Annotated in this window: 23 protein-coding genes; 7 read left to right on the plus strand and 16 right to left on the minus strand. The window is 39.1% G+C overall.

Annotated elements, in window-relative coordinates:
• Position 1: 1 nt before the first annotated feature.
• The 4 genes from AC5WJX_RS09005 to AC5WJX_RS09020 all read left to right on the plus strand — a co-directional run bounded on the left by AC5WJX_RS09005 (position 2) and on the right by AC5WJX_RS09020 (position 2,566).
• Positions 2-562 carry a hypothetical protein gene (locus tag AC5WJX_RS09005; RefSeq protein ID WP_494484238.1) on the plus strand — a complete coding sequence of 187 codons (561 nt, stop codon included), beginning with the start codon at positions 2-4 and terminating at the stop codon, positions 560-562.
• Positions 553-1,644: an MBL fold metallo-hydrolase gene (locus AC5WJX_RS09010; RefSeq protein WP_494484239.1), complete on the plus strand. Its 1,092-nt coding sequence runs from the start codon at positions 553-555 to the stop codon at positions 1,642-1,644. Before AC5WJX_RS09005 ends, AC5WJX_RS09010 begins: the two co-directional genes overlap by 10 nt.
• Before the next feature lie 420 nt (positions 1,645-2,064).
• On the plus strand, positions 2,065-2,259 hold the full coding sequence (locus AC5WJX_RS09015; protein ID WP_494484240.1) for a hypothetical protein: 195 nt from the start codon (positions 2,065-2,067) through the stop codon (positions 2,257-2,259).
• A gap of 94 nt (positions 2,260-2,353) precedes the next feature.
• On the plus strand, positions 2,354-2,566 hold the full coding sequence (locus tag AC5WJX_RS09020; RefSeq protein WP_494484241.1) for a hypothetical protein: 213 nt from the start codon (positions 2,354-2,356) through the stop codon (positions 2,564-2,566).
• Between the two features lie 79 nt (positions 2,567-2,645).
• Here AC5WJX_RS09020 and AC5WJX_RS09025 read toward each other — a convergent pair whose 3' ends face one another.
• Positions 2,646-2,840: a hypothetical protein gene (locus AC5WJX_RS09025; protein WP_494484242.1), complete on the minus strand. Its 195-nt coding sequence runs from the start codon at positions 2,838-2,840 to the stop codon at positions 2,646-2,648.
• Positions 2,841-3,803: 963 nt separating this feature from the next.
• Here AC5WJX_RS09025 and AC5WJX_RS09030 point away from each other — a divergent pair.
• Positions 3,804-4,490: a hypothetical protein gene (locus tag AC5WJX_RS09030; RefSeq protein ID WP_494484243.1), complete on the plus strand. Its 687-nt coding sequence runs from the start codon at positions 3,804-3,806 to the stop codon at positions 4,488-4,490.
• A gap of 477 nt (positions 4,491-4,967) precedes the next feature.
• Here AC5WJX_RS09030 and AC5WJX_RS09035 read toward each other — a convergent pair whose 3' ends face one another.
• Together AC5WJX_RS09035 and AC5WJX_RS09040 are read right to left on the minus strand one after the other, a co-directional pair.
• Positions 4,968-5,552, minus strand: coding sequence for a hypothetical protein (locus AC5WJX_RS09035; RefSeq protein WP_494484244.1), 585 nt, complete (start codon positions 5,550-5,552; stop codon positions 4,968-4,970).
• Positions 5,553-5,775: 223 nt separating this feature from the next.
• Entirely contained in the window at positions 5,776-6,141 is a 366-nt protein-coding gene (locus tag AC5WJX_RS09040) for a hypothetical protein (protein WP_494484245.1), read from the minus strand.
• A 167-nt stretch (positions 6,142-6,308) separates the two neighbouring features.
• Between AC5WJX_RS09040 and AC5WJX_RS09045 the strand changes: the two genes are divergently transcribed.
• On the plus strand, positions 6,309-7,712 hold the full coding sequence (locus AC5WJX_RS09045) for a KAP family P-loop NTPase fold protein (RefSeq protein WP_494484246.1): 1,404 nt from the start codon (positions 6,309-6,311) through the stop codon (positions 7,710-7,712).
• Positions 7,713-7,825: 113 nt separating this feature from the next.
• On the opposite strand, the gene AC5WJX_RS09050 is transcribed toward AC5WJX_RS09045, so the two are convergent.
• The 8 genes from AC5WJX_RS09050 to AC5WJX_RS09085 all read right to left on the minus strand — a co-directional run bounded on the left by AC5WJX_RS09050 (position 7,826) and on the right by AC5WJX_RS09085 (position 15,208).
• Positions 7,826-8,101: a hypothetical protein gene (locus AC5WJX_RS09050; RefSeq protein WP_494484247.1), complete on the minus strand. Its 276-nt coding sequence runs from the start codon at positions 8,099-8,101 to the stop codon at positions 7,826-7,828.
• A 96-nt stretch (positions 8,102-8,197) separates the two neighbouring features.
• Positions 8,198-8,596, minus strand: coding sequence for a hypothetical protein (locus tag AC5WJX_RS09055; RefSeq protein ID WP_494484248.1), 399 nt, complete (start codon positions 8,594-8,596; stop codon positions 8,198-8,200).
• Positions 8,597-10,172: 1,576 nt separating this feature from the next.
• Positions 10,173-10,529 (minus strand): hypothetical protein, encoded by a 357-nt coding sequence (locus tag AC5WJX_RS09060; RefSeq protein ID WP_494484249.1) that lies wholly within the window; start codon positions 10,527-10,529, stop codon positions 10,173-10,175.
• A gap of 53 nt (positions 10,530-10,582) precedes the next feature.
• A complete protein-coding gene (dnaB, locus tag AC5WJX_RS09065) occupies positions 10,583-11,941 on the minus strand; it encodes a replicative DNA helicase (protein ID WP_494484250.1) in 1,359 nt (452 codons plus the stop codon).
• Positions 11,938-12,717, minus strand: a complete 780-nt coding sequence (locus AC5WJX_RS09070) for an LvrA C-terminal domain-related protein (protein WP_494484251.1) — start codon at positions 12,715-12,717, stop codon at positions 11,938-11,940. Before AC5WJX_RS09070 ends, dnaB begins: the two co-directional genes overlap by 4 nt.
• 250 nt (positions 12,718-12,967) lie before the next feature.
• Positions 12,968-13,168 carry a hypothetical protein gene (locus AC5WJX_RS09075; RefSeq protein WP_494484252.1) on the minus strand — a complete coding sequence of 67 codons (201 nt, stop codon included), beginning with the start codon at positions 13,166-13,168 and terminating at the stop codon, positions 12,968-12,970.
• A 158-nt stretch (positions 13,169-13,326) separates the two neighbouring features.
• Positions 13,327-13,506 (minus strand): helix-turn-helix domain-containing protein, encoded by a 180-nt coding sequence (locus tag AC5WJX_RS09080; protein WP_494484253.1) that lies wholly within the window; start codon positions 13,504-13,506, stop codon positions 13,327-13,329.
• A 424-nt stretch (positions 13,507-13,930) separates the two neighbouring features.
• Positions 13,931-15,208: a site-specific integrase gene (locus AC5WJX_RS09085; protein WP_494484254.1), complete on the minus strand. Its 1,278-nt coding sequence runs from the start codon at positions 15,206-15,208 to the stop codon at positions 13,931-13,933.
• Between the two features lie 627 nt (positions 15,209-15,835).
• On the opposite strand from AC5WJX_RS09085, the gene AC5WJX_RS09090 reads away from it, so the two are divergent.
• Entirely contained in the window at positions 15,836-16,639 is an 804-nt protein-coding gene (locus tag AC5WJX_RS09090) for an SPFH domain-containing protein (RefSeq protein ID WP_494484255.1), read from the plus strand.
• A gap of 122 nt (positions 16,640-16,761) precedes the next feature.
• On the opposite strand, the gene AC5WJX_RS09095 is transcribed toward AC5WJX_RS09090, so the two are convergent.
• The 5 genes from AC5WJX_RS09095 to AC5WJX_RS09115 form a co-directional block, all read right to left on the minus strand.
• Positions 16,762-16,959, minus strand: a complete 198-nt coding sequence (locus AC5WJX_RS09095; RefSeq protein ID WP_440431799.1) for a hypothetical protein — start codon at positions 16,957-16,959, stop codon at positions 16,762-16,764.
• A 139-nt stretch (positions 16,960-17,098) separates the two neighbouring features.
• Positions 17,099-18,031: a DUF5777 family beta-barrel protein gene (locus AC5WJX_RS09100; RefSeq protein WP_494484256.1), complete on the minus strand. Its 933-nt coding sequence runs from the start codon at positions 18,029-18,031 to the stop codon at positions 17,099-17,101.
• 7 nt (positions 18,032-18,038) lie between these two features.
• On the minus strand, positions 18,039-18,584 hold the full coding sequence (locus AC5WJX_RS09105; protein WP_494484257.1) for a YceI family protein: 546 nt from the start codon (positions 18,582-18,584) through the stop codon (positions 18,039-18,041).
• Between the two features lie 12 nt (positions 18,585-18,596).
• Complete coding sequence (locus AC5WJX_RS09110) at positions 18,597-18,950, minus strand: c-type cytochrome (protein ID WP_494484258.1); 354 nt, start codon at positions 18,948-18,950, stop codon at positions 18,597-18,599.
• Between the two features lie 5 nt (positions 18,951-18,955).
• Positions 18,956-19,822, minus strand: a complete 867-nt coding sequence (locus tag AC5WJX_RS09115) for a hypothetical protein (protein ID WP_494484259.1) — start codon at positions 19,820-19,822, stop codon at positions 18,956-18,958.
• Positions 19,823-19,841 lie beyond the last annotated feature (19 nt).

The raw sequence follows: 19,841 nt of genomic DNA on the forward strand, positions 1-19,841 counted from the left end.
CATGAGCTATCAAACCCTAGTTAGGACCAATTCCATTCAAAACAGAAGAATTAGCGAGGCCGGTGAGTCAGTGAACTTAGAAAAAGCGTTTTCATCAAACTTTATTCAGAGTTTAAAGGAACAACATCTCAACGAAGCCAAACAAGAAATGCCGGCAGCAATACGAGAAACGGCAAATGTTGCTGTAGATAACCAGCGTGTTTCAACATTAGGAGAGAATCCTGTAATAGAATATTCTAACTTTTACACCCAGACTCAAAGTTGGAGGGGGACAATTTTTGAAGTTAGTGATGATGGGTTTGAAGCAAAACTAGAAGACCTAAATAAGTTTGGAACCTATGAAGTTGCTGACTTTCACATAAATGAAATTTCAAAAGAAGATAAACCGATGATCAAAATTGGTGCAGTCTTTTACTGGAGTGTTGGTTATGCAAACGATAAGGGGCAAGTAAAGAAGGAATCTATAATAAGATTTCAGAGGCTACCACATTGGACTCAGCGCGATATAGATAGAGCAGTCGATAGATCAAAAGATAAGAATATTTATTCTGAATGGCTATAGTCACATTTGACGCTCCCAATAGTGAGACAGGAGAAATAACCCTAATAGGAACCGCAGGAGGATATGGTGAGAGTATCGTTGTACATTTAGGAAACAATAATTGGATTGTGGTAGATTCTTGCCAAGATCCTGAAACCGGAGAGTCGTTACCATTAGCTTACTTGAGGTCGATAGGTGTAAATCTCGAAGTACAGGTTAAATTGATCATATGCACTCATTGGCATAATGATCATATAAAAGGATTATCTGAGTTATTGGGGCAATGTGCTTCGGCAAAAATGTGCTTTGCACCATGTACGGACGTAGATAAATTTAGATTATTTCTGGAGTTGGACCGGAACAAGGTTAAAAGTAATCGGTCGACTGAAGAATTCTACAAATGTTTAAAAATCTCAAAGGACAGAGGAAATGAGATAATTCGGGCAATTAGCGATCGATCAATATTGAACGATCCGGAAAATAGTTCGCAAGTTTTTACATTGTCTCCTTCGGATGCTACTCTCACCGCGTACGATAATGAAATATCTACGCTTATTGATGACATTAGACCTTTCAATAAAGTGGTTGTCAAAAACCCAAATTCAAAATCAGTAGCGATTTTAATTTGTATGGGGAAACACAAAGCTATTCTTGGTGCGGACCTAGAGGTTTCCCCAAACGAAAAAGAAGGATGGATAAACATCCTAGACAATTCTACCGTATTAAATAAAGATAAACCAGCGTCGTTCTTTAAGGTTCCTCACCATGGTTCGGAAACAGGTTACGAAAAACGTATTTGGAGCGAGTTATTAGCAGAGAATTCCACTGCAAAGCTTACTCCATTTGCTGCTAGCAACCTTCCGAGACAGAAAATGTTGGACATTTATGTTACTCATACAAAAAAGCTTTATAGTACTTCGAGTAACATCCAGTATGGTAAAGCCAAGAAGAGAGATAAAAGTATAGAAAAGGCGATTAAGGATTTTAGGCCCTCATTAACCGAAGTTAAATTTTCTAAAGGAATCGTTCGCTCTAGAATTACATTGAGCAATGAATCAGCTGAATGGATAACTGAGATTGATGGTACTGCAATTCAGTACTGATGTACGTGAATACCCTACCGTATGTTTCTTATTTAACCACTTTCCAACCAATCCACCAAATCCTTTTATCGGAAGAACAATCTCCCATGCTTTTTAATATACGGCACCTGGTTCTTATTGACCATAACCTGCAGCGCATGTGGTGTTTTGCTTAGAAATGCTGCAGCCTGATCAATCTTAAGATAAACATCACCCACCTGAGTATGCTGCAGCGATGCTGCATGAATCTGCTGTAAGAAATATTCAATGCTCCTGAGTCTTTGCTCAATTATTTCAAAGGATTGTCCATAGTAGCTGCGTTATACCCTCTAAAGTAGCCTCAAAGCTATACAAATGTCATTTATAACAGAGATTTCTCTAAATATCTAAACTATTTATGATCTAATTGACGGGATTATAAGTTCCGCCTTAGTGTCTACCATGGACATTATTTCCTGCGATGAGGATCATCCTATGGCGACCAGTAATAACAAGATGAATGAATTAGTCAGTGAACTATCAAAGGCAAGACAGGATATGATTGAGCTGCAAAAGAGAATAATTAACCTATTTGATGAGAATAAGAAGTTGCTCCAGCGTATGCATCAAAAACAACCCAATGCTAAGTTTGAGTAAGAACACCTTCCTTTTGATGTGGAAAACTTGCCTGGCCAACAGTGTTGTGTTTCGGATTAACACGGTAATTTAGTGGTGTACTTAAATAAGAGACATGGGAAAATTCGCAAACCAGCTTAGTGATGCTGCCACCAAGAAAGTAAGGGAAATTATGTTGGAATTATTACCAGACGAGCTGAGAGAAAGGCTACTCAGTTCCGGGGCAATAGTAACTTTCGATGTTGAAAACAACAATGTTAAGATAGCTAACTGTGATCAATCATTGATTGATGAGTGTTTTGCGGTATGGAAACAGAAAAGCGCCTAGAACTAAAAAGCCCTTACTATTGATGTGGTAAGGGCTTTTTGTATGTAAATGGCCTATCGGCAATTTTAGATAGGTCGATTTACCACTTATCTTCTTTGGCTGAAATTATGCCGGTGGATACAGACTGTAGATAAGCATTAAAAAACAGTTCTAAATTATCCCTGCCGTCTTGCTGCTTAAGTTCGCCTTTGCTGTTATAAATCTCCTTATGGTTGCGCCCACTGCCGCCGATAACTGATGCGGTCCTGTAAACATCCCCGGTTTTGGTATTCATGCTGTTAACACTCGGTTGAAACACTCTCATGCGACCGTCTTTAAATTGAAAGGTTATTGTATAGTTAACATCCCAACTAGGGTTAAGGTAAAGGACTTTCATTTATATAGCCCGCTCAGCAACGGCATTAACGGTAATGCTTTCATTTTCTACGGTGCTTAAAACATCTTAAAAGATACGTAAAGTGAGGATAGATACAGTATAAAGCACGTTTGTATAATTGAGCGTGAGTCAAGCCCCCAGTGTCAATGACAATAAAGATTTTTGTGCTGTCTGCTGCGGATACAAAGAGCTCTGCCAATATATCAGCCTATCAATATAATAATGTATCCACGTATGGATATATCCTTGGGACAATGTACCGGTGTGGATCAGATGAACAATATAGCAATGTATCAACGTATGGTGTTCAACTGCTGCATAATCTCCGCTTACCTTTGCTGTTTTACCAGTAAGCAATTACATGCCAATTAAATTGCTTTTCGTACTATGATGCTTGTGCCTGTAACTTGCACATCCAACCATCGTAAGCTATTCATACCGAAATTGAACTATTCATGATTTTAAGTGATTAGATGTGATTTAGTTCTATGGAATAAAAACAGGAACTATAATGCTTTGTCATAAATATCAGTTGCCCAATTGATTAAGGTATGTTTGTCTAAACAGCTTTATCAAGAATGAACCAATCAAATCAAGTCCCTGAAAAGCCGATATCGCAAAAGGATATTGCATCTTTTTCAAGCATCACAATGCAGACGCTAATTAAACTAAGGAATGAAGGTAAGGTGCCTCACCTCATTGTAGGCAGGAAAGTCATGTACCAACCGAGTAAGGTCGTAGAGGCATTAACCCTTTTAAGCGCCCGACCATGAGCATTCCTTGGAAATTTGAAAATCCAGAATTGGATAATGCATATATGAAAAATAAATGTTTGAACAATAAAAGTAAGGAGGATACAAATTGAGTTGGATAGCCGCAGGTGTTGCCGCAGGAGCAACCGCATTTAAAGGAATTTCAGGGGCAGTACAGGTTAGCAAAGGAAAAAAAAGAGCAGCAAATAACATCCGTCCCATTTATACGAAACCAACTGAGGTTGATCAGGGATTATCTTTAGCCGAAAAAAGTTACCAGAATGCTGTATTACCGGGCACCTCACAAGCGATAAACAATATCTCAGCTTCTGGAGCCGCTGCATTAGGATCGGTAAGAGAAGCTGCATCAAGTTCAGGGGATGTTTTAGATGCCATCACAAAGGTAAACTTCAACCAGGGCCAACAGTTCAATGACCTTGCAGTTCAGCAAGCTCTATTCAAACAGGAGCAGCTAAAAAATCTCCAACTTCAGCTTGCAAATAGCGCACAGTACGCAGATAAGGAATTTAGTTATAACAAAGATCAACCATATCAAGATGAAGCCGCCGCAGCTTCCGCTCTAATTGGCGCCGGCAATCAAAACATTGGTAGTGCAGTAAATGAAATTGGAACAATAGGAACCACAGCCATGATGAATCAAGGAACAGAACGTAAGATTAAAGAAGTACCTCAATTGACAAATGTCCCGTCAATGTCTTCATCTATATTAAATTCAGGCTTAAGCAGTAAGAAGATGATTTACGATCCTTACACAAAGAAGATGAAATTTCAGTAAGGCACTATTTCCAAATTATCTAAAAGTCCGATGCAACTAACATTCAATTAGACGCTTCAATAGACCGTTGAATGTTGTTGCTCGGTACTTACATCGATCCTTTAGGAAACGGTAGGTGCCATTAATTTAAGTTCGTATTACAATCTTCTTTATTCAATATGGTTATGTTAGATTAGCAAATCATTTGAATCTTAGAAGATTCTTGATCTACCCAAAATGGAAGCCAATAGAGAAATCTCGATCTTAAAGGACGAGCAAAAAGCAAAATTAGCCTTAAAAAAAATACTTGTATCCAACCTAGCCAAAATGAATAATGAGGACCGGCAGGTAATCAACGAAGAATTAGCGAGGAACTCAGGGTTTAGGCAGACGCGGGAAATTGTAAGGTAAATGGATGATAGGAATCCTAATGATATAAACGATGTGCCAGCATTCCCGGTGGCAAACTGACACATCTTTAATCTTCCTTAGTGATATCTAGTTCCTAAACATTCTCTGAGCAGATTGAATTTCTTTGCTACTGATGTTAAAATACCGATTTGGACCATCTTTGATTGATTTAAATCCTTCTAGTTCGAAGGCTTCAATAAGAGTCTCGTTATTACAGTATTTGTAACCTTGGTCTTTCCTGACGGCTCTGCTTACGTGCTCAAACAAGTGCTTCAAGCCGTACGAACTCGTCGCATGATAGATGTTTCTAGCCTTACTTGGAAATACAGCTTGAATAACTGCTCTTGCTTGCTCTACTGTTAAATGTGGATGGGTCTCTTTAAGGAAGGCGAGTCGGCTTACAGAACACAAGAGTTTATCGTCTTCATGAACAGATTGTTCCCTGCCTGACAAGTTAAACCAAGCTGGAATTTGTTCTTCAATATCCATTACAGCATCTAGGTCCGGATCTTTACTCCAGACCTCAACAACATCAGTATGTATCAAACGCCGCTTTGCGTCAAAAATTGGTTTAGCAATAAAGCGTGGCTCCTGCGTGTGTACAATGAATGGACCTTCGGATTTTGTTTGGGTGGGGTTAGTCCACAGGAATTTTGGGTACTTACGTGCCATAGAGTTTCTTACCAGTTTTGGTCAGGTGGTGCCCCTGTTTAAATGAAGAACTAATCTGAGGAAAATAAATGGTCTTTCCTTAAGGTTAGACTGAACTCGGTATGAGTCTTTGAGCAGCTTAGTTCAACCAGGGTACTTCAGCGGTGTCGAAAATAGTTGGGCAAAGGGTGCAATTGTAAGACAGGTACCGGTATTAGTTTACATTATGCTGGTAATCGTTACGTTAGGAAATTTTCGAATAATACCCAGCCGTACAAACTTCATCGCCCTCAAGGTACCAAACGTCAAAATAGGTTTCATCATGAACGTGGACCGGGAACCTTTCCCCCAGTTTGAGCCCGAGTGACTGCATAGAATTTAGAAGTTCATTAGAAACTTCTACTAATTCAGCCTCTCGTTTTTGCAAGAAGTATTTAGCTTGCTCAATCTGATCCTGCTTAGAAAGTAGTTGTAAGTTTCTATTTAAAGGGTCATCAATTTTTTTTAATTCATTAAGCTCATTTTTAAGATCATATTCAATTACTCTTTTTTCTTCATCATAACTGTTCTTTATACTTAAAAATGCTGCAGCTAATTGTTTTATTTCCATAATAACAATATAGATTCTTTTACAATAAATCCAAGCTGACAATCACCTATAATTTAAAAATAGACAAGAGTAGCCTAATATAGATTTATCTGCCATGCGATAAACTTTTTCAAGACTTATTTGAAAGATCATTTTTATATTGGAGGAACTAATTAAACGTTCTCAGAATGAAGATAAAACACGGAGACATCGAAATTAAGCCGGGAAAACCTTTTGCAAACTGCAAACTCGACAGGGAAGATAATGCAAAAGTACTGACTCAAATAGTTAACGCCTATGGCGATGGGTTTGTATTAGCGGTAAATAATCCATGGGGAACAGGTAAAACAACCTTTATAAGAATGTGGGAGCAATATTTAAAAGACGAAGAATTTAGAACTTTGTATTTTAATGCCTGGGAGAATGACTTTGAAAGTAATCCTCTGATAGCTATCATGTCTGAACTGAAGACTTTAACCAATAGGTCGGACGATGCCACATTTAAAAAACTGGTAAAAACAGGGGCGTTGATAACCCAAAATATATTACCGGCTTTGGCTAAAGCGGTTGCAAGTCGATATATTGATATAGAAGTCATCTCTGACACTATAGAGAATCTCACCAAGTCCGCAGTGGATATTCTGAAGGATGAGATTGATGAATATGCTCTAAAGAAGAAGGGACTGGTTGAATTTCGAATACAGCTTCAGTTGTTTGTCAAAGAAAATAATGGATCCAAGCCACTTGTGTTTATTGTTGATGAGTTAGATCGATGCCGGCCAACATACGCGGTTGAGGTTCTCGAGCAAATTAAGCACTTTTTCAATGTTTCTGGAATTGTGTTTGTGTTGTCTATCGATAAAACGCAGCTCGGTCACGCTATTAGAGGTTTTTATGGAAGTGATCTTATTAATTCTGATGAATATCTAAGAAGATTTATAGACTTGGAATATTCTATCCCTGCTCCGGAGCCCGAATTATTTACAAAGTACCTGTATGACTATTTTGGCTTCAAAGAATTTTTCAAATCCGAACAACGATCCAGAACGGCACTAAAGGATGACGGTGCTGAATTCTTGCAATTTGCGACCTTGCTTTTCAGCACGATAAAAATTACACTTCGGCAGGAAGAAAAAATGTTTTCACATGCACGCCTTGCACTGAAAGCATTCAATCATACAACATACTTGCTACCGAGTGTCTTTATTTTTCTAATCTATATTAAGGAGTTTCATCCTACGGTGTACAAGCTCATCCAAATGGCTGATGTACCGACACAAGATATCTTAGATCAACTAAAAAACGTTTTCCCAAAAAACATCCGGGCAAATGATCTCCAGATTTTTGTTGCTACAGAGGCATATCTTGCATTACTTTATAACAATGCGTATAGTGAAGAAAATAGATCGGCAAAAGATTTGATTCAAGCCGTTACTGGAACAGATCAAAAGATACTAACGTTCAAATCCAACTTCGAAGGGCAAAATTCAAATACCATATATTATCTAGAAAGCTGTATACGCGTTTATTACGGACTGAAAATTAGCCATTTGACTAACAAAATTGATATGATTAATAGGCTAATTATCTAGAATTATACGTCCACTATTGGACACTAAATTTCGTTGAATGCAAAAGAAGTAAGGAAATGCAATTTCCTTACTTCTTTTGACGCTCGTACATCTAAACGGCTAGTCCATTACCACTATCTAACGGTATTTTTCTCAATCCAGTCTTCAACATCTGCCCGATTGTATTTCACTTCCTTAGAACCGGCTATCCATTTTAAAGTTCCTGCAGCCCTGGCGCACCGTTGAATATGTGGGCTAAGTTTGAACTCAGAAGCAACATCTTTGACCGTTAATATTTTCTGCGTTGGGACTGTATATCTGTCCTTTTCCGTTAGCATTGATAACATAACCATGCACCTGTCTATTTTGCGTTCCAGTCTGTTGAAATCTTCTATTCCTGGTATTTCCATTGTACGAGATTTTGCGTTTATGAAATGGGCTGAACTCCCGTCCAGCCCATACTGCTTTAAATGTGAATGCTATATCTGGGATTATAGTTACCCTGGTTAGTATCTCAATAAATTTAAAAGTTCTGGGCTGGATATTGAACTACCAAGCACCGCAATCATTGATTCATCAAACATCCACAATAGTTGCTCATCATTAGGATTTTGATTGGTACCTATGTATTGTCCGTCTTTCATATTAACCATATAAATTTCTTTGCTTGCAAAATCTTCATGGGAATAAGAGACTTCAATAATATCTCCCATAAATAAAGGTAGCCCTGCCTTAGAATTAAATGGCGTGGAAGGAATTCTGATGCTATTAATCACTTTTACAATTGGAATAAAAAACATATCGCTTTCGATTGCTTTAATATTCAGATCATTTAATGTTGTGTTGATTACTTCGTTGAAGGTTGTTGAAGTAGCATCAATTGTTTTTTTGTTTCCGTTTAGCATGGGATTGAGTTTTGTCTTTTAAACCAGGTCGCTGCTAAACGGCCCAAAAGGATTGATTAGGTACTTTCAACCTATCGCCTGGTGTTATTGTAGATGAATGAATTTAGTTAGGAGTTTCTTTCCCGTTTAGCATTACAAAGGAACTGTTATAAATTAACGTTCACAAATAAAAACATGAGACAACATGTTGTAAAACAGCATTTTGAATAAAATTAAAACATATGTTTTATAAAAATAACATAGAATTTATTGACATTTTGTAAAGCATTGTTGCCTAACCAATTAAGCAGGACATTTTAATTTTGTCATAATAGTCTTAGATTAGCGTGCATGATCAAAAATAAATATGCACGTTCAAAAAGCACGACTTAAAAAGCTTGGATTACTGTCCAGCGATTATCGGATATGCATCTTATAACTAAATTGATTCATCGTTATAGAGGTGCAGTAGCACTTTTAATATTATGTGGCCTTATCGGAATGGCTGGATTCCTGTCAAATGAAATTGTCGGATCCTGTTTCGATCTCAATACCAGTTCCGAAATACTGAAAGCTGTTTATGGCTGGCTTTTATATATAATAGGAATTCCTTGCTTTCTAGTGCCCTGGTATATTCTTATTCTTGTTTGGAGAGACATAAAGAAACAATATTTAAACGGTTAACAAAGAACTACCGCTTCATCTTAAGTAATTTGCTTTCCAACAACAGGTTTAAACTTTGCACTGCACGTTTACCCTCTACAGTAATAACATAAGCTATTAATGGTACATGCTTGCCAATGTTCGTAGGTCGTTTGCAATTAACCGAACGTATTAGTCCTAATTCTGTTAATGTCCGTAATACCTTGGTAATTACGCCGAAGGAAAATCCATACATAAGTCTCAGATCAGTCTGAATATTTTTAGTGTAGTGGTTTAAATGAAGTAACACAATGAACGCAGCACGAGCCACTGGAAGACCTCTAAAGTTTGTATTGAGGATTATGTTGAGGTCACGGGTTTTAGTTGAGTAGAACGGACCTAAAAGAGCATAGGTACTTAACTGTGTATTTAATATTGTGGCAGATGTTGTAAGGTGGTTACTGTTGATTGGTAGCTGGTTATTCATGATCTGTTATTTTGTTTTTATATTCTGGTGCCGGTATTAACCCGGTAAAATGGATTGTAAATGGTGCCTAAATTGGTGCCTGTGTTTTGATACCGTATAGACATTCATCGTTTAAAGGCTATAGAGTACGCATTTTAAGTTAGCGTCGAATCCCTAACGGATTGCATGTTTGTTTATTCACGCTTACTGTCGTTGACTGGTTTGTATGTCCTTTGTCTGTGATTCTGGGGCCATAATGCGTTCAATCCTGAAAGTCAAGCCACCCGGTTCTGAAAAACGCACTTTGGGAAAGGGGATCATATGGGGGTATCGTATATAGTAACTGTCAATGCATACTTCCATCAAATTATTTCGTTCGGGTACCCACCCCATTTTATGACGATATTCCAAGCCAACCAATAGAATAAGAGAGCACACCCTTTGAAAAAAAATTAAAAAAAAATTTTTTGTGCAAGACTATGTTGACCATTAATCCAGTGGGACGCTATGTATGAAAGGGAAAATTTGTGCTCGGATGTTTTTATGAGCAGCGTCCCAATAATCAAGATCATAATCAGTGTCAGGAAGAATGAATACAAATCCCTTACAATGCTTAGTTTTTAAAAACTTGTTAATCTTCTTGTAAAATGGTGTTTGAAAAAGCATATGGTATTGCAGCATTGGATTAGACTTATAATCCTCAACATAAAAGCCATCAATACAATCTTCCCATTCTGATAATGAAACAACTTTTTGGTTTATAAAATACTCTGGAGTTAAATGATCTGGTAGATCAAAACCTGCTTTAATTAATTTCTTTGCTTCTTTCTTTGTAAGTGGCTTCATGTGCTTTATATAAGGTTTAAAGTGGTGTACGAATTAAGGTACTTGTGAAGTGCTTACATCGAAAATGTTTTTTGAATATCTGAAAACTTCATACGAGCTCCATCAAATTGTAATCCCACAGTATCGATTTCGCCATTTCTATTTTTGGCAAAAATTATTTCTGTCATACCGACTAGACTCTGGCCCTGTTCATCCTCAGTAATGCCGTAGTAATCAGGTCTGAATAAAAAGACAACCTGATCTGCATCTTGCTCAATGGAACCAGATTCACGTAAATCGGAAAGCAACGGCCTTTTTCCATTCATTCCGGGCCTAGTTTCAACAGCTCGACTCAATTGAGAAAGTGCGATCACTGGAACATTTAGTTCTTTAGCTATCGCTTTTAGTCCTCTTGAGATACTGCTTATCTCTTGCTCTCTATTGTTTTTGTACTCAGATTCACCTTTCATCAATTGCAGATAATCAACTAAGATAAGCCCGATTCCATTATTTCGTTTGAGTCTCGCGCACTTGGATCTTAGTGCTTGGATACTTAAGGATGGAGTGTCGTCTATAAACATGTTACTGCTGAATAGATCGTTCATTTTATGCATTTCTTCATAATGCCATGGTGAAAGGCACCTGTCTTTGATTGTTTTTAACGGAATGCCAGATTCTGCAGAAATAAGTCTGTCTGTCAATTCCTCCTTACTCATTTCAAGCGAAAATATAGCCACCGGTTCATTACCAATTACCGCAGCATTCCTTGCAATATTTAGCATAAAGGCAGTCTTTCCCATTCCTGGTCGTGCCGCTAGAATGACTAAGTTGGATCTTTGCCATCCAGAAGTTATCTGGTCTACATTGCTAAAGCCAGTTGCGATGCCTGACAATCCATTTTCCCCTTCGGTTTCATAATGGAGCAATCGAGACTTTATTATATCGTTCAGTTCAGAGATATTGCCTAAACTTGATTCTGTGAGTTTCTGTATTGAGTTTGTTAGATGTTCCTGTAGTGTAAAAATGTCATGAGTCTCCTCATATATGTTCTTGATAATCTCACTAGCTAATCTTATAGTTTCCCTTTCAACATATTTTTGCTGTATAATCCCAGCGTGATAAACAATGTTCGCGCCTGAGGATACTCTGCTAGTAAGATTGGTCACTGCAAATGGCCCACCAACTTCATCTAAGGATCCCTGTTTCCTTAACTCAGCCGACACAGTGATAATGTCAACTGGATTTGACTTCGATACAAGCGATTTAATAGCTTTGAATATTTTTCCATGTGCTGCTTTGTAGAAACTATTCTCGTTTATAAGGGAGGCTATTTCATGGTAGGATTCGCTCTCTAGCATTAATACTCCTAAGACGACTTCTTCAACATCCAGTGCTTGCGGCGGAACTAAACTCTTTATGTCAATATCTCTCATACACTGTTTTTATAGTTTACTGATCCTTTTGGTTTTGCTCCGAAGACAAATCCACTATTTTCTGAGGCAATTGAAGCTGCCTGGTTGGTTTTTAATTCATCATTCCACCTTTCTTGACCTAAATAGGTGGTCGGATGTAGATGCTGGTAGTCAGCAAATGGTTTGTATTTCACGTAAGCATCAATGGTGTCCATTATTTTCTGCTTATCGACTTGCTTTATCGCCACCCACAGAGTGCGCGCTTTCTTCTTAGCGACCTTTACCGGGTATTTACTCCAGAATAATTCAAAGTCTATGTTCTTATCTTCCTTTAATGCTTCTTCATTAAATCCGTCAAGAGAAAAAATGGTAATATCTTTTGTTTTCTTGTTTAGTTGTTTAGAAGGTTTAGGTATATGCACCTTGCTTGATACTTGCTCTTCCGTGTGCATGCTACTTGCATGCGACTTGCTTGATACTTGCTCTTCCAAATTTTGGTAAAGCACATTTATTGAGAATGATGCAGCCTGGTGTTGGTTTTTTGACTTATTCCAGATTAAGTATTTTTTATTTACGAGTTCCTCTAATGCTGAATAGTAAGTTTTATGATTTGCAATTCCGGTCATACTAAGGACCTGGGCATAAGTAGCGAGAAATGGATCCTTCCATCCACAGCTATTATTAATTTGCAATAGGGACAGGTAAACTACTACTGAAGTCGATTTTATATAACACCCACCTTCACCTTGCAGTTCCCAGAATGCGTTTAACTGTCGGATATAATTGATTCTGTCCATAGCTATAACCATTTATAAGAATGTATCACGGTAAATGCGAGTGATCGAATTCGTGATATATCTGCGTTGAACTTATTCGCAAATTCTATTATTTTTTCTTCGGTAAAGTTCGCCTGCTGTGTTTTCAAGAATTTAATGATTTGAAAGTCAGAATATATTTTGGTTGTTTTTTGCATAGCAAAAGTTGATGTTTAAGTAAATGAATGGTCTACCTTATGTTTCAATTCGATGTGCTTGCAAAACGGTGAATCTACTTGGAGGAATTTGCCACGTCATTAAACTTCTTACATTTTACCAATGCATTTAGCTTTAGCGGAATAATGATCATATCACCCCCCGCTTTCACTATTTCCAGACAGCCATTTTTCCAGATAATCACGATCAAAGTAGTGTCGAGAACCTTTTTTAAAAGATTTAAGTTTACCCTTGGAGATTTGAACTCGTAGTGCATTGGCACTTTTACTGGTAATGTTTACCGCCCCATTCATATCAACGTACTTTGGCACTGGCAGAAGATTGTTAGATTCTTTTAATTGATCCGGAAACAGATCTTTACATAGCTCGGAAAATTCGGCCACAGTTAAACTGTATAGTGGCCTATCGTTCAATTCAATCATTCTTTCTCTCCTCTCTAACTTCCGTTCTCCTAGTGATCCAATTTCTAATCTCCAACTCGTCAAACTTCAACCTTGATAGGAACTTACTGTGAGGGATCTCTCTTTTCATGCATAGATTGTGGATTGTCCGTTTTGCCAATCCGGTCATTTTACTCACTTCGCTAACATTCATAATTTTAATTCTAATGTGAAAACCTGAGCTTTTTCCACAGTCAAAACTCTGTGAACAATAGTGGTTCTCTGGTTATTAGATGTAAAGTTATGTGTAGGTAGTGTATAAAAGTGTACGCTCTTTTCCACAAATAAAACGGATTAATTACTGAAAACACAGAATGTCATAAACATATAATCAAGTCCTACCAAAGAGATACTAATCTTATCATCCTTTTGTACTGTTTATTGCTATGAAGCGGATGTGGATAACTTTTCCAAATCATAATTTAAATAACCGAAGCACAAAAAAAGGGCGTAAAAGCCCAAGTATTAATTGATAAAAGATTAGTAATAATTGTTAAAGTGCATACCCTTAAATAAAGGTCCTTAAAGTTGTTTTGAGTACGTTTCGGATGAAAGGTTGGGAGCTGCAATGTGTAGCGCTAGGCAATCCTATTTTTGTCGAGCAGATTGCTTTGGTATTCTGATGCTTTCTCAGTGGTGAAGCTATCCAGGTAATTCTGAGTTGTTTTAAGATCTGTGTGACCTAACTGTTTCGATATAAACGCAAGCGGCACCTCGTTATTCATAAGGTTGGTAGCAAATGAGTGACGTGCATAATAGGTGGAAATATCTGTAGTAATTCCAAGCTTCCCGGCAATCCTTTTTAAATTGATGTTTATGCTGCTTATTGCAGTCCTTACTTTCTGCAGTATTTCTTTCTCTGACGCATTATTTGGGATTATATTGAAGATGTAGCCATTATGGATTTTACGGGCGCCATGGCGGTTCATGATAGCAGCAAGGTCGTCGGATAGGTTTATAATAATCTTATTGGCGCCGCCGGTCTTGTTTTCTGTTTTTTTGCGGATAAATGAAAACTCCTTGCCTTTGATGTCGGACCACTTCAAACGAAATATGTCAATCACATTCATACCGCTTGATAGATAACTAAAGATGAAGACATCCTTTGCAAATTGCTCCATGTCATTTTCCGGCTCATAGTTGTAGATCAACATTATTTCACCCATGGATAGAGCCCGTTTATTCCCCGTGCCTTTTGGGATTTTATACCCCAGCTGATTGTCGGCCTTATAGAAAGGGTAAGCGCTGCGGTTAATATCGTTGCTTGTGATCGCATCATTAAATACCGATCGTACTCGGATCAGGTACATACCCAGGGTGGTTTTACCATATTCCTGAATAATATCACCGGCTGCGGTCTTGCGTTTTAACTTAAGCGCCCACTTCTCAAAATCTTGTAACCACATAGGGGTAATGCTGCTTATAGGAAGTTCTGCAGATTTATTTAATGTAGCATTATACCGGGCCAATAATACTGCAGCTTGTTTATAAAGGTTCGAGTTGCCATGTTTGTCATCATCCCGCAGCAAGTTGGCTTTATTATTAAGTAAGAACAGCAGATCTGATTTATTACCCTTCTGGGTAAATCTCAAATTGAAAGCATCAAAGGAAAAGGGGCGAAGGTCTTCTATAATCTCATTGGCTTTAGCAATGAGTGCATCTAGTTTTGCTTTGGCTGGCTTCAGATTCTCACTTAGCTTTTTGCCTTCCATAAGCTTCCTAAACTCTTCTGGGCTTAAAGCATAAATGGTTGAATAAAACTTCCATGCTCTGCCCTCAGCAATTCTTATTTTAACAGGAAAAAGTCCGTTAGATTTTGCGCGTCTTTCGTCTAAGATTACCCTTGCTGTTGCCATACATTAAAGATACAGCTATTATTGTATTTGCACGCTATTTGCACACAAGTATTTAATATAGGGAAACGTTAAGAAATGTAAAAGCCTAATCTAAAGTGTAATTAAGGGGTTTGTTAATGTCGGGAAATGTAGCGAAACATTAGATTTTATCACTACTGATGACATATTTAATTGTTTTAAGTTCTTGTTTATAGGTAGTTAGCGGATCGTTAAAGCTTTGCAAAATTATAAAGTCCAGCTAGAAAAGACCTGCTAATTATTTACAAAAGTAGGTAATAGTTTAAGCAAATTCAAAGAAGCAATAACATGCTGTGTGATAAGGATTTTAATTTGACATAAAACGATTATGCTGCTGCTTTCTAAATAGGCTCCCTGATCCTCGTTTGCCATTAAATATTTTTATTATCTTCAAAGCTTTTGTAATTAACGCTCAACTTCATGCCAATTTCCGGGTGCAATAACCTTTTTAATCGCTTATGACTTCATACAAAACCATTCTTCTGGCTGTAACTGCTATGCTCTTGCTATGGTTATCGGGCTGGATATTCAACCATTTCAATCCCTACGCCGGTATTTTGCTGGGCATTACAACACTTATAATCCTGATTAACTATATAATAAAACAATATGATAAGAAACATTAGTATCGCGCTCCTGGTGGTTGCAGCCGCCTTAATTTTAACCATATCTTCCTGTGAAAGAGTTGCACCCAACTATGTGGGTGTTCTGATGGAAAATTATGGAAAAGCAGGTAAAGCAGATTTTAGTACTACAAAGGGCAGGGTAAACACCCTGTATCCTGGAACTGAACTGTTCCAGGTGCCTTTATTTGAACAACGGGCGAAGTTTGATGATCCATTAAGCCTTAAAGCGGCAGATAATACGGCATTTCAATCAAATCCCACTTACAGTTATGCCGTTATAGAAAGCCGTGCAGTGGACGTTGTTTTCCAGAATAAGCAATTGGGTTCTGGTGAGGACTTCATGCGTGCACTTGAAGACAATATTCTGGAAGCGAAAATTTATGACATCATGAAGGAAGAAAGCCGGAAGTTCACCACGGATAGTCTGATGGCAAATGGAGGTTCACTGCGCTTTGAAGAACGTGTGCAAAATCTGGTGGAAAAAGAGTTTAACAACAGGGGATTAAATCTGACCACCTTCTCCAGCCAACTTGAATTTAGCGATAAAGTAACCAAGAAAATCGATAACCGTAATGAAGTAAATACAAACGTATCCGTCTTGGATCAGCAGATCATTGAACAGCGTAAACGAAACCAGCTGGCTGAGCTAAAAGCTTTGGAGAATAAAATTATTTCTTCAGGAATTACGCCTGAGTTGCTTCAGCAACAAGCGATCGAAAAATGGGACGGTAAGTTACCTTCCACCTGGTCAGGCTCTGCTCTGCCATTCGTAAAAACCGTGAAATGATTTCTGGGAAATGCTACCCCCCGGATGGCATGCAGCTTACACCTGCATGCCATTCAGGACAATGTATAATGAAAAAGAACCTTGAACTTCTCAGCAGCCCTTCCACAACAAAAGATAGTGATCTATCCTTTTCTGGTTTTAAGTAATCGCTCAGCGACACAGTAAAAGGTGACTGCAAAGCCCATTACAATCCACCAAATGGCAACGTATTTGGAACTAAAGTAGCCCCAGTCTTGAATGTTCCAGGAACCATTTTTTAAATAACCAAAGCCCATTCCGAAGGCGAATACCAGAGTGTATAAAAGTATAAGTTTTTTCATTTCAATGTCAAAACTCAAATATACACATTTTCTCACTTTTTCATAATTTTTGAATTCTTCTTTACTGGTAAGATCTTGTTTGCTAAATGATTATGGGAGCATTACTGCTTCATCAAAGTGAGCTTAAATAGCTGTGGTTTCAATCCTTTCCTAGCGTAAACCTTCTGGAAATTCCAAATCCCCAGCGGTATTGACCTTTGGTCCAGCTGCTGGTCGTCTCGGGAATAAACTGCACCTCCTGTATCGCTGTGGCATTGGTGAAATTTAGATGGAAGACGTGACCACCAGTTTCAATTTCCAGTCCGACGCCTAGGGGATCGTAAAATTTCCTGTTCCCCACCTGTTCCAGGTAGGTTTGATCTTCTTGGTTTCTAAAAGGGAGAAAGTAGTCGATCACTACAGCCATGCGCTTGCTGATCTTAGCCCGGCCACCTGCGCCGATAGCAAAAAGATCATTCTGGTCCCGGAATACCGTGAAATTGCGCTGCACATAGGTTGGTGTAATCACAATAGAGAAGTTGCTGTTGAACTTTCGGGCAATGATCATTTGTGCCACATAGTTTAGCCGATCCTGAAAGTTGTAATAGGCCGTCGCCGAGCTGGGATCTTCGCGGTTTGCCCGCACTGCAGCAATGGTGCTGCTTCCAAACAGGGTTACCGCCACAGGAATATGTTCATCTACGGTTTGTTCCAATAACCTGAACTTCAAACTGCCTTCATACAATTGCTGCACTGTTGTGGCACCCTTTGCACGTGCGAAGCCGGCAGTAAGGCGGTCGGATATGCCATACTCAAAACCAATTCTAATGTCGGTGGAATTGTCAAGACCAAAAAACTGCCTTAATCCCCCGTTGCTTCCTGCAATATCTCCAAAGCGGTGGTCTACCTTAAAATCCAGTTCGTTCTTGTGAATGGTCTCATTTGTATGTCCATTGATGAGCCGGGTGGACTTAAAGGTTGCGCTCACCTTTTCACGGGCTCCGCTTGTACTGATTAGCTCTTTCTCCAGCTCAACCTGTCCATAACTATAAGAGGCACTTAGCATCAGCGCCATAAATATTTTTTTCTTCATGTGCATTTTACTTTTTTGGTTGATAAAGTGCCTGTATTCGTACCTCAACGATTTCGGCGATGTTCTTGAATACCAGGCTTGGAATTTTGATGTTGTGGTCGGCAACCTTCACCTTAAACACCGATTTTGCAGTTGCTATACCGTTGTTCACGACGATCTCGGCCACACTTCGATAGTCTTTCGTAACCCCGTGAACAGTGAGCTTACCACTTACGTGGACGTTGTAACTGCCATTTTTACTTACATCAATGGGCTTTTCGAGCTTGCCTTTAAACTCAGATACGGGGTACTTATCAGATTCCATGTAGTTCTCATTAAAGTGTTCCTGCATCAGCTTTTTCTTAAACCGAAACGAGGTGTTGGGTACTTTAAAAATGATATCACCGGTGTTTGCATTGATGGCAGAGCTACCCAGGCTGCTTTTGCCCTCAATATCTTCCAAAATGGTACTGGAGAAGAAAGAAACCGCAGCATTATTGCTGATCAGGATGTTCTGTGCCTGAGTAACTACATTAAACAGGCTACATATTAAAATTAAGGGGATGATTTTCATGGCTATTAGTGATTATTGTTCAGGCATTCCGTCTTCAAGCCATTTACTTAAGGATTGCAGTTCTGCAGCGGATAAGCTTCCATTGGGAGGCATACGCTTGGTGACAATCACAGCCTGTCTGATCCGTTCCGCATTCGCGGTTACAGAGGTATAGCCGTTGAAAGTGAATGCAGCGGCTGCGGGATTTCCCGGAGCGTGGCAGCCGCTGCATCTGGTTTGAAAAAGCGCCTGAGCAAAGTTATTGTAGGTTACTTTTTGTGGTTCGGGCTGTTCTGGGGCAAGTTCTTCAGCCTGGTTCTTGCTGCAACTCGCCAGCAGCAGATAGATCATGGTGATGGCGAGGAAAATACGAAAATGCTTGTTCATAGGACTTAGTTTTCAAGTGCTGGAGAATTGAGCGTTAACACCGGCCATACACCTGGTGCAGGTACACTGACGCCTTTGGTTTCGCCTCTTTTGGTGTCTGGGCCGTAATAGTACAATGGGTGACCTTTAAACGTAAGCTGTTTTTTACCAGCAGATGTAATTTCCAACACCATGTTTTCCGTGATTACAGATGGCAGGACCAGCTCTGAAGATCCGTAGATCGGCCAGATCGCATCGTTGGAGAGATCATCCTTGGTCCAATTGTTTTTGTTGAAGGTATCTGGTGCATAGGCATAGAGCGTCCGGCCCGCACCATCAGTAAGATATCGCGTAATGCCTGTGCCTTCTTTGTTATCTGCGGTGTAGTTCTTGCCATCCTCACCAACCAATTGCGCCTCACCAAGCATGATCGCATAATTGCTCTTCGCTACGAACCAGTTGTCATCGATGCCGTCGCCCTTTACTTCGCCGCTTGTTGCATCCTGCGCATAATAGTACAATGGCCAGCCTTTATAGGTCGTCTGCTTTTTACCATCTGCACGGGTGATTGTTGCAACATCTGCAGCGGTCAGGCCTGCCGGCAAAGTAGCATCGTCGGCATAAAATACTCCCCACACTGCCTCACAGCCTTCGATACATTCAGATGTCCCTTTAACATCCGGCGCAAAAAAGTAGAGCGCTCTCCCGTTTCCATCCGTCAGGATGTCACCAAAGGTGGTGTTCGCCGAAATCTTCAATATGGTTTTTGTGCCATTTGCTGGCGGTTCGCCACCCGGAGGTGTGTCGGGGCCGTCGTTTTTTGAACAGGACGACACGAGTATGATCGCCAGAATAGACAAAAAACGCAGCGCATTTTTGTAGTTGATTAACATGGTGCTCAGTTTAAGATTG

It is taken from the genome of Pedobacter sp. NEAU-ZC8 (genome assembly GCF_059278965.1).

What these genes read in the sequence shown, in the direction of transcription:
- AC5WJX_RS09105 (WP_494484257.1), bottom strand. Translation starts at nt 18,584, where the DNA reads ATGAAAATCATCCCCTTAATTTTAATATGTAGCCTGTTTAATGTAGTT.
- AC5WJX_RS09085 (WP_494484254.1), bottom strand. Translation starts at nt 15,208, where the DNA reads ATGGCAACAGCAAGGGTAATCTTAGACGAAAGACGCGCAAAATCTAAC.
- AC5WJX_RS09040 (WP_494484245.1), bottom strand. Translation starts at nt 6,141, where the DNA reads ATGGAAATAAAACAATTAGCTGCAGCATTTTTAAGTATAAAGAACAGT.
- AC5WJX_RS09095 (WP_440431799.1), bottom strand. Translation starts at nt 16,959, where the DNA reads ATGAAAAAACTTATACTTTTATACACTCTGGTATTCGCCTTCGGAATG.
- AC5WJX_RS09050 (WP_494484247.1), bottom strand. Translation starts at nt 8,101, where the DNA reads ATGGAAATACCAGGAATAGAAGATTTCAACAGACTGGAACGCAAAATA.
- AC5WJX_RS09115 (WP_494484259.1), bottom strand. Translation starts at nt 19,822, where the DNA reads ATGTTAATCAACTACAAAAATGCGCTGCGTTTTTTGTCTATTCTGGCG.
- AC5WJX_RS09070 (WP_494484251.1), bottom strand. Translation starts at nt 12,717, where the DNA reads ATGGACAGAATCAATTATATCCGACAGTTAAACGCATTCTGGGAACTG.
- AC5WJX_RS09080 (WP_494484253.1), bottom strand. Translation starts at nt 13,506, where the DNA reads ATGAATGTTAGCGAAGTGAGTAAAATGACCGGATTGGCAAAACGGACA.
- AC5WJX_RS09045 (WP_494484246.1), top strand. Translation starts at nt 6,309, where the DNA reads ATGAAGATAAAACACGGAGACATCGAAATTAAGCCGGGAAAACCTTTT.
- AC5WJX_RS09060 (WP_494484249.1), bottom strand. Translation starts at nt 10,529, where the DNA reads ATGAAGCCACTTACAAAGAAAGAAGCAAAGAAATTAATTAAAGCAGGT.
- AC5WJX_RS09015 (WP_494484240.1), top strand. Translation starts at nt 2,065, where the DNA reads ATGGACATTATTTCCTGCGATGAGGATCATCCTATGGCGACCAGTAAT.
- AC5WJX_RS09005 (WP_494484238.1), top strand. Translation starts at nt 2, where the DNA reads ATGAGCTATCAAACCCTAGTTAGGACCAATTCCATTCAAAACAGAAGA.
- AC5WJX_RS09025 (WP_494484242.1), bottom strand. Translation starts at nt 2,840, where the DNA reads ATGAATACCAAAACCGGGGATGTTTACAGGACCGCATCAGTTATCGGC.
- AC5WJX_RS09010 (WP_494484239.1), top strand. Translation starts at nt 553, where the DNA reads ATGGCTATAGTCACATTTGACGCTCCCAATAGTGAGACAGGAGAAATA.
- dnaB (WP_494484250.1), bottom strand. Translation starts at nt 11,941, where the DNA reads ATGAGAGATATTGACATAAAGAGTTTAGTTCCGCCGCAAGCACTGGAT.
- AC5WJX_RS09100 (WP_494484256.1), bottom strand. Translation starts at nt 18,031, where the DNA reads ATGAAGAAAAAAATATTTATGGCGCTGATGCTAAGTGCCTCTTATAGT.
- AC5WJX_RS09055 (WP_494484248.1), bottom strand. Translation starts at nt 8,596, where the DNA reads ATGCTAAACGGAAACAAAAAAACAATTGATGCTACTTCAACAACCTTC.
- AC5WJX_RS09090 (WP_494484255.1), top strand. Translation starts at nt 15,836, where the DNA reads ATGATAAGAAACATTAGTATCGCGCTCCTGGTGGTTGCAGCCGCCTTA.
- AC5WJX_RS09110 (WP_494484258.1), bottom strand. Translation starts at nt 18,950, where the DNA reads ATGAACAAGCATTTTCGTATTTTCCTCGCCATCACCATGATCTATCTG.
- AC5WJX_RS09075 (WP_494484252.1), bottom strand. Translation starts at nt 13,168, where the DNA reads ATGCACTACGAGTTCAAATCTCCAAGGGTAAACTTAAATCTTTTAAAA.
- AC5WJX_RS09020 (WP_494484241.1), top strand. Translation starts at nt 2,354, where the DNA reads ATGGGAAAATTCGCAAACCAGCTTAGTGATGCTGCCACCAAGAAAGTA.
- AC5WJX_RS09035 (WP_494484244.1), bottom strand. Translation starts at nt 5,552, where the DNA reads ATGGCACGTAAGTACCCAAAATTCCTGTGGACTAACCCCACCCAAACA.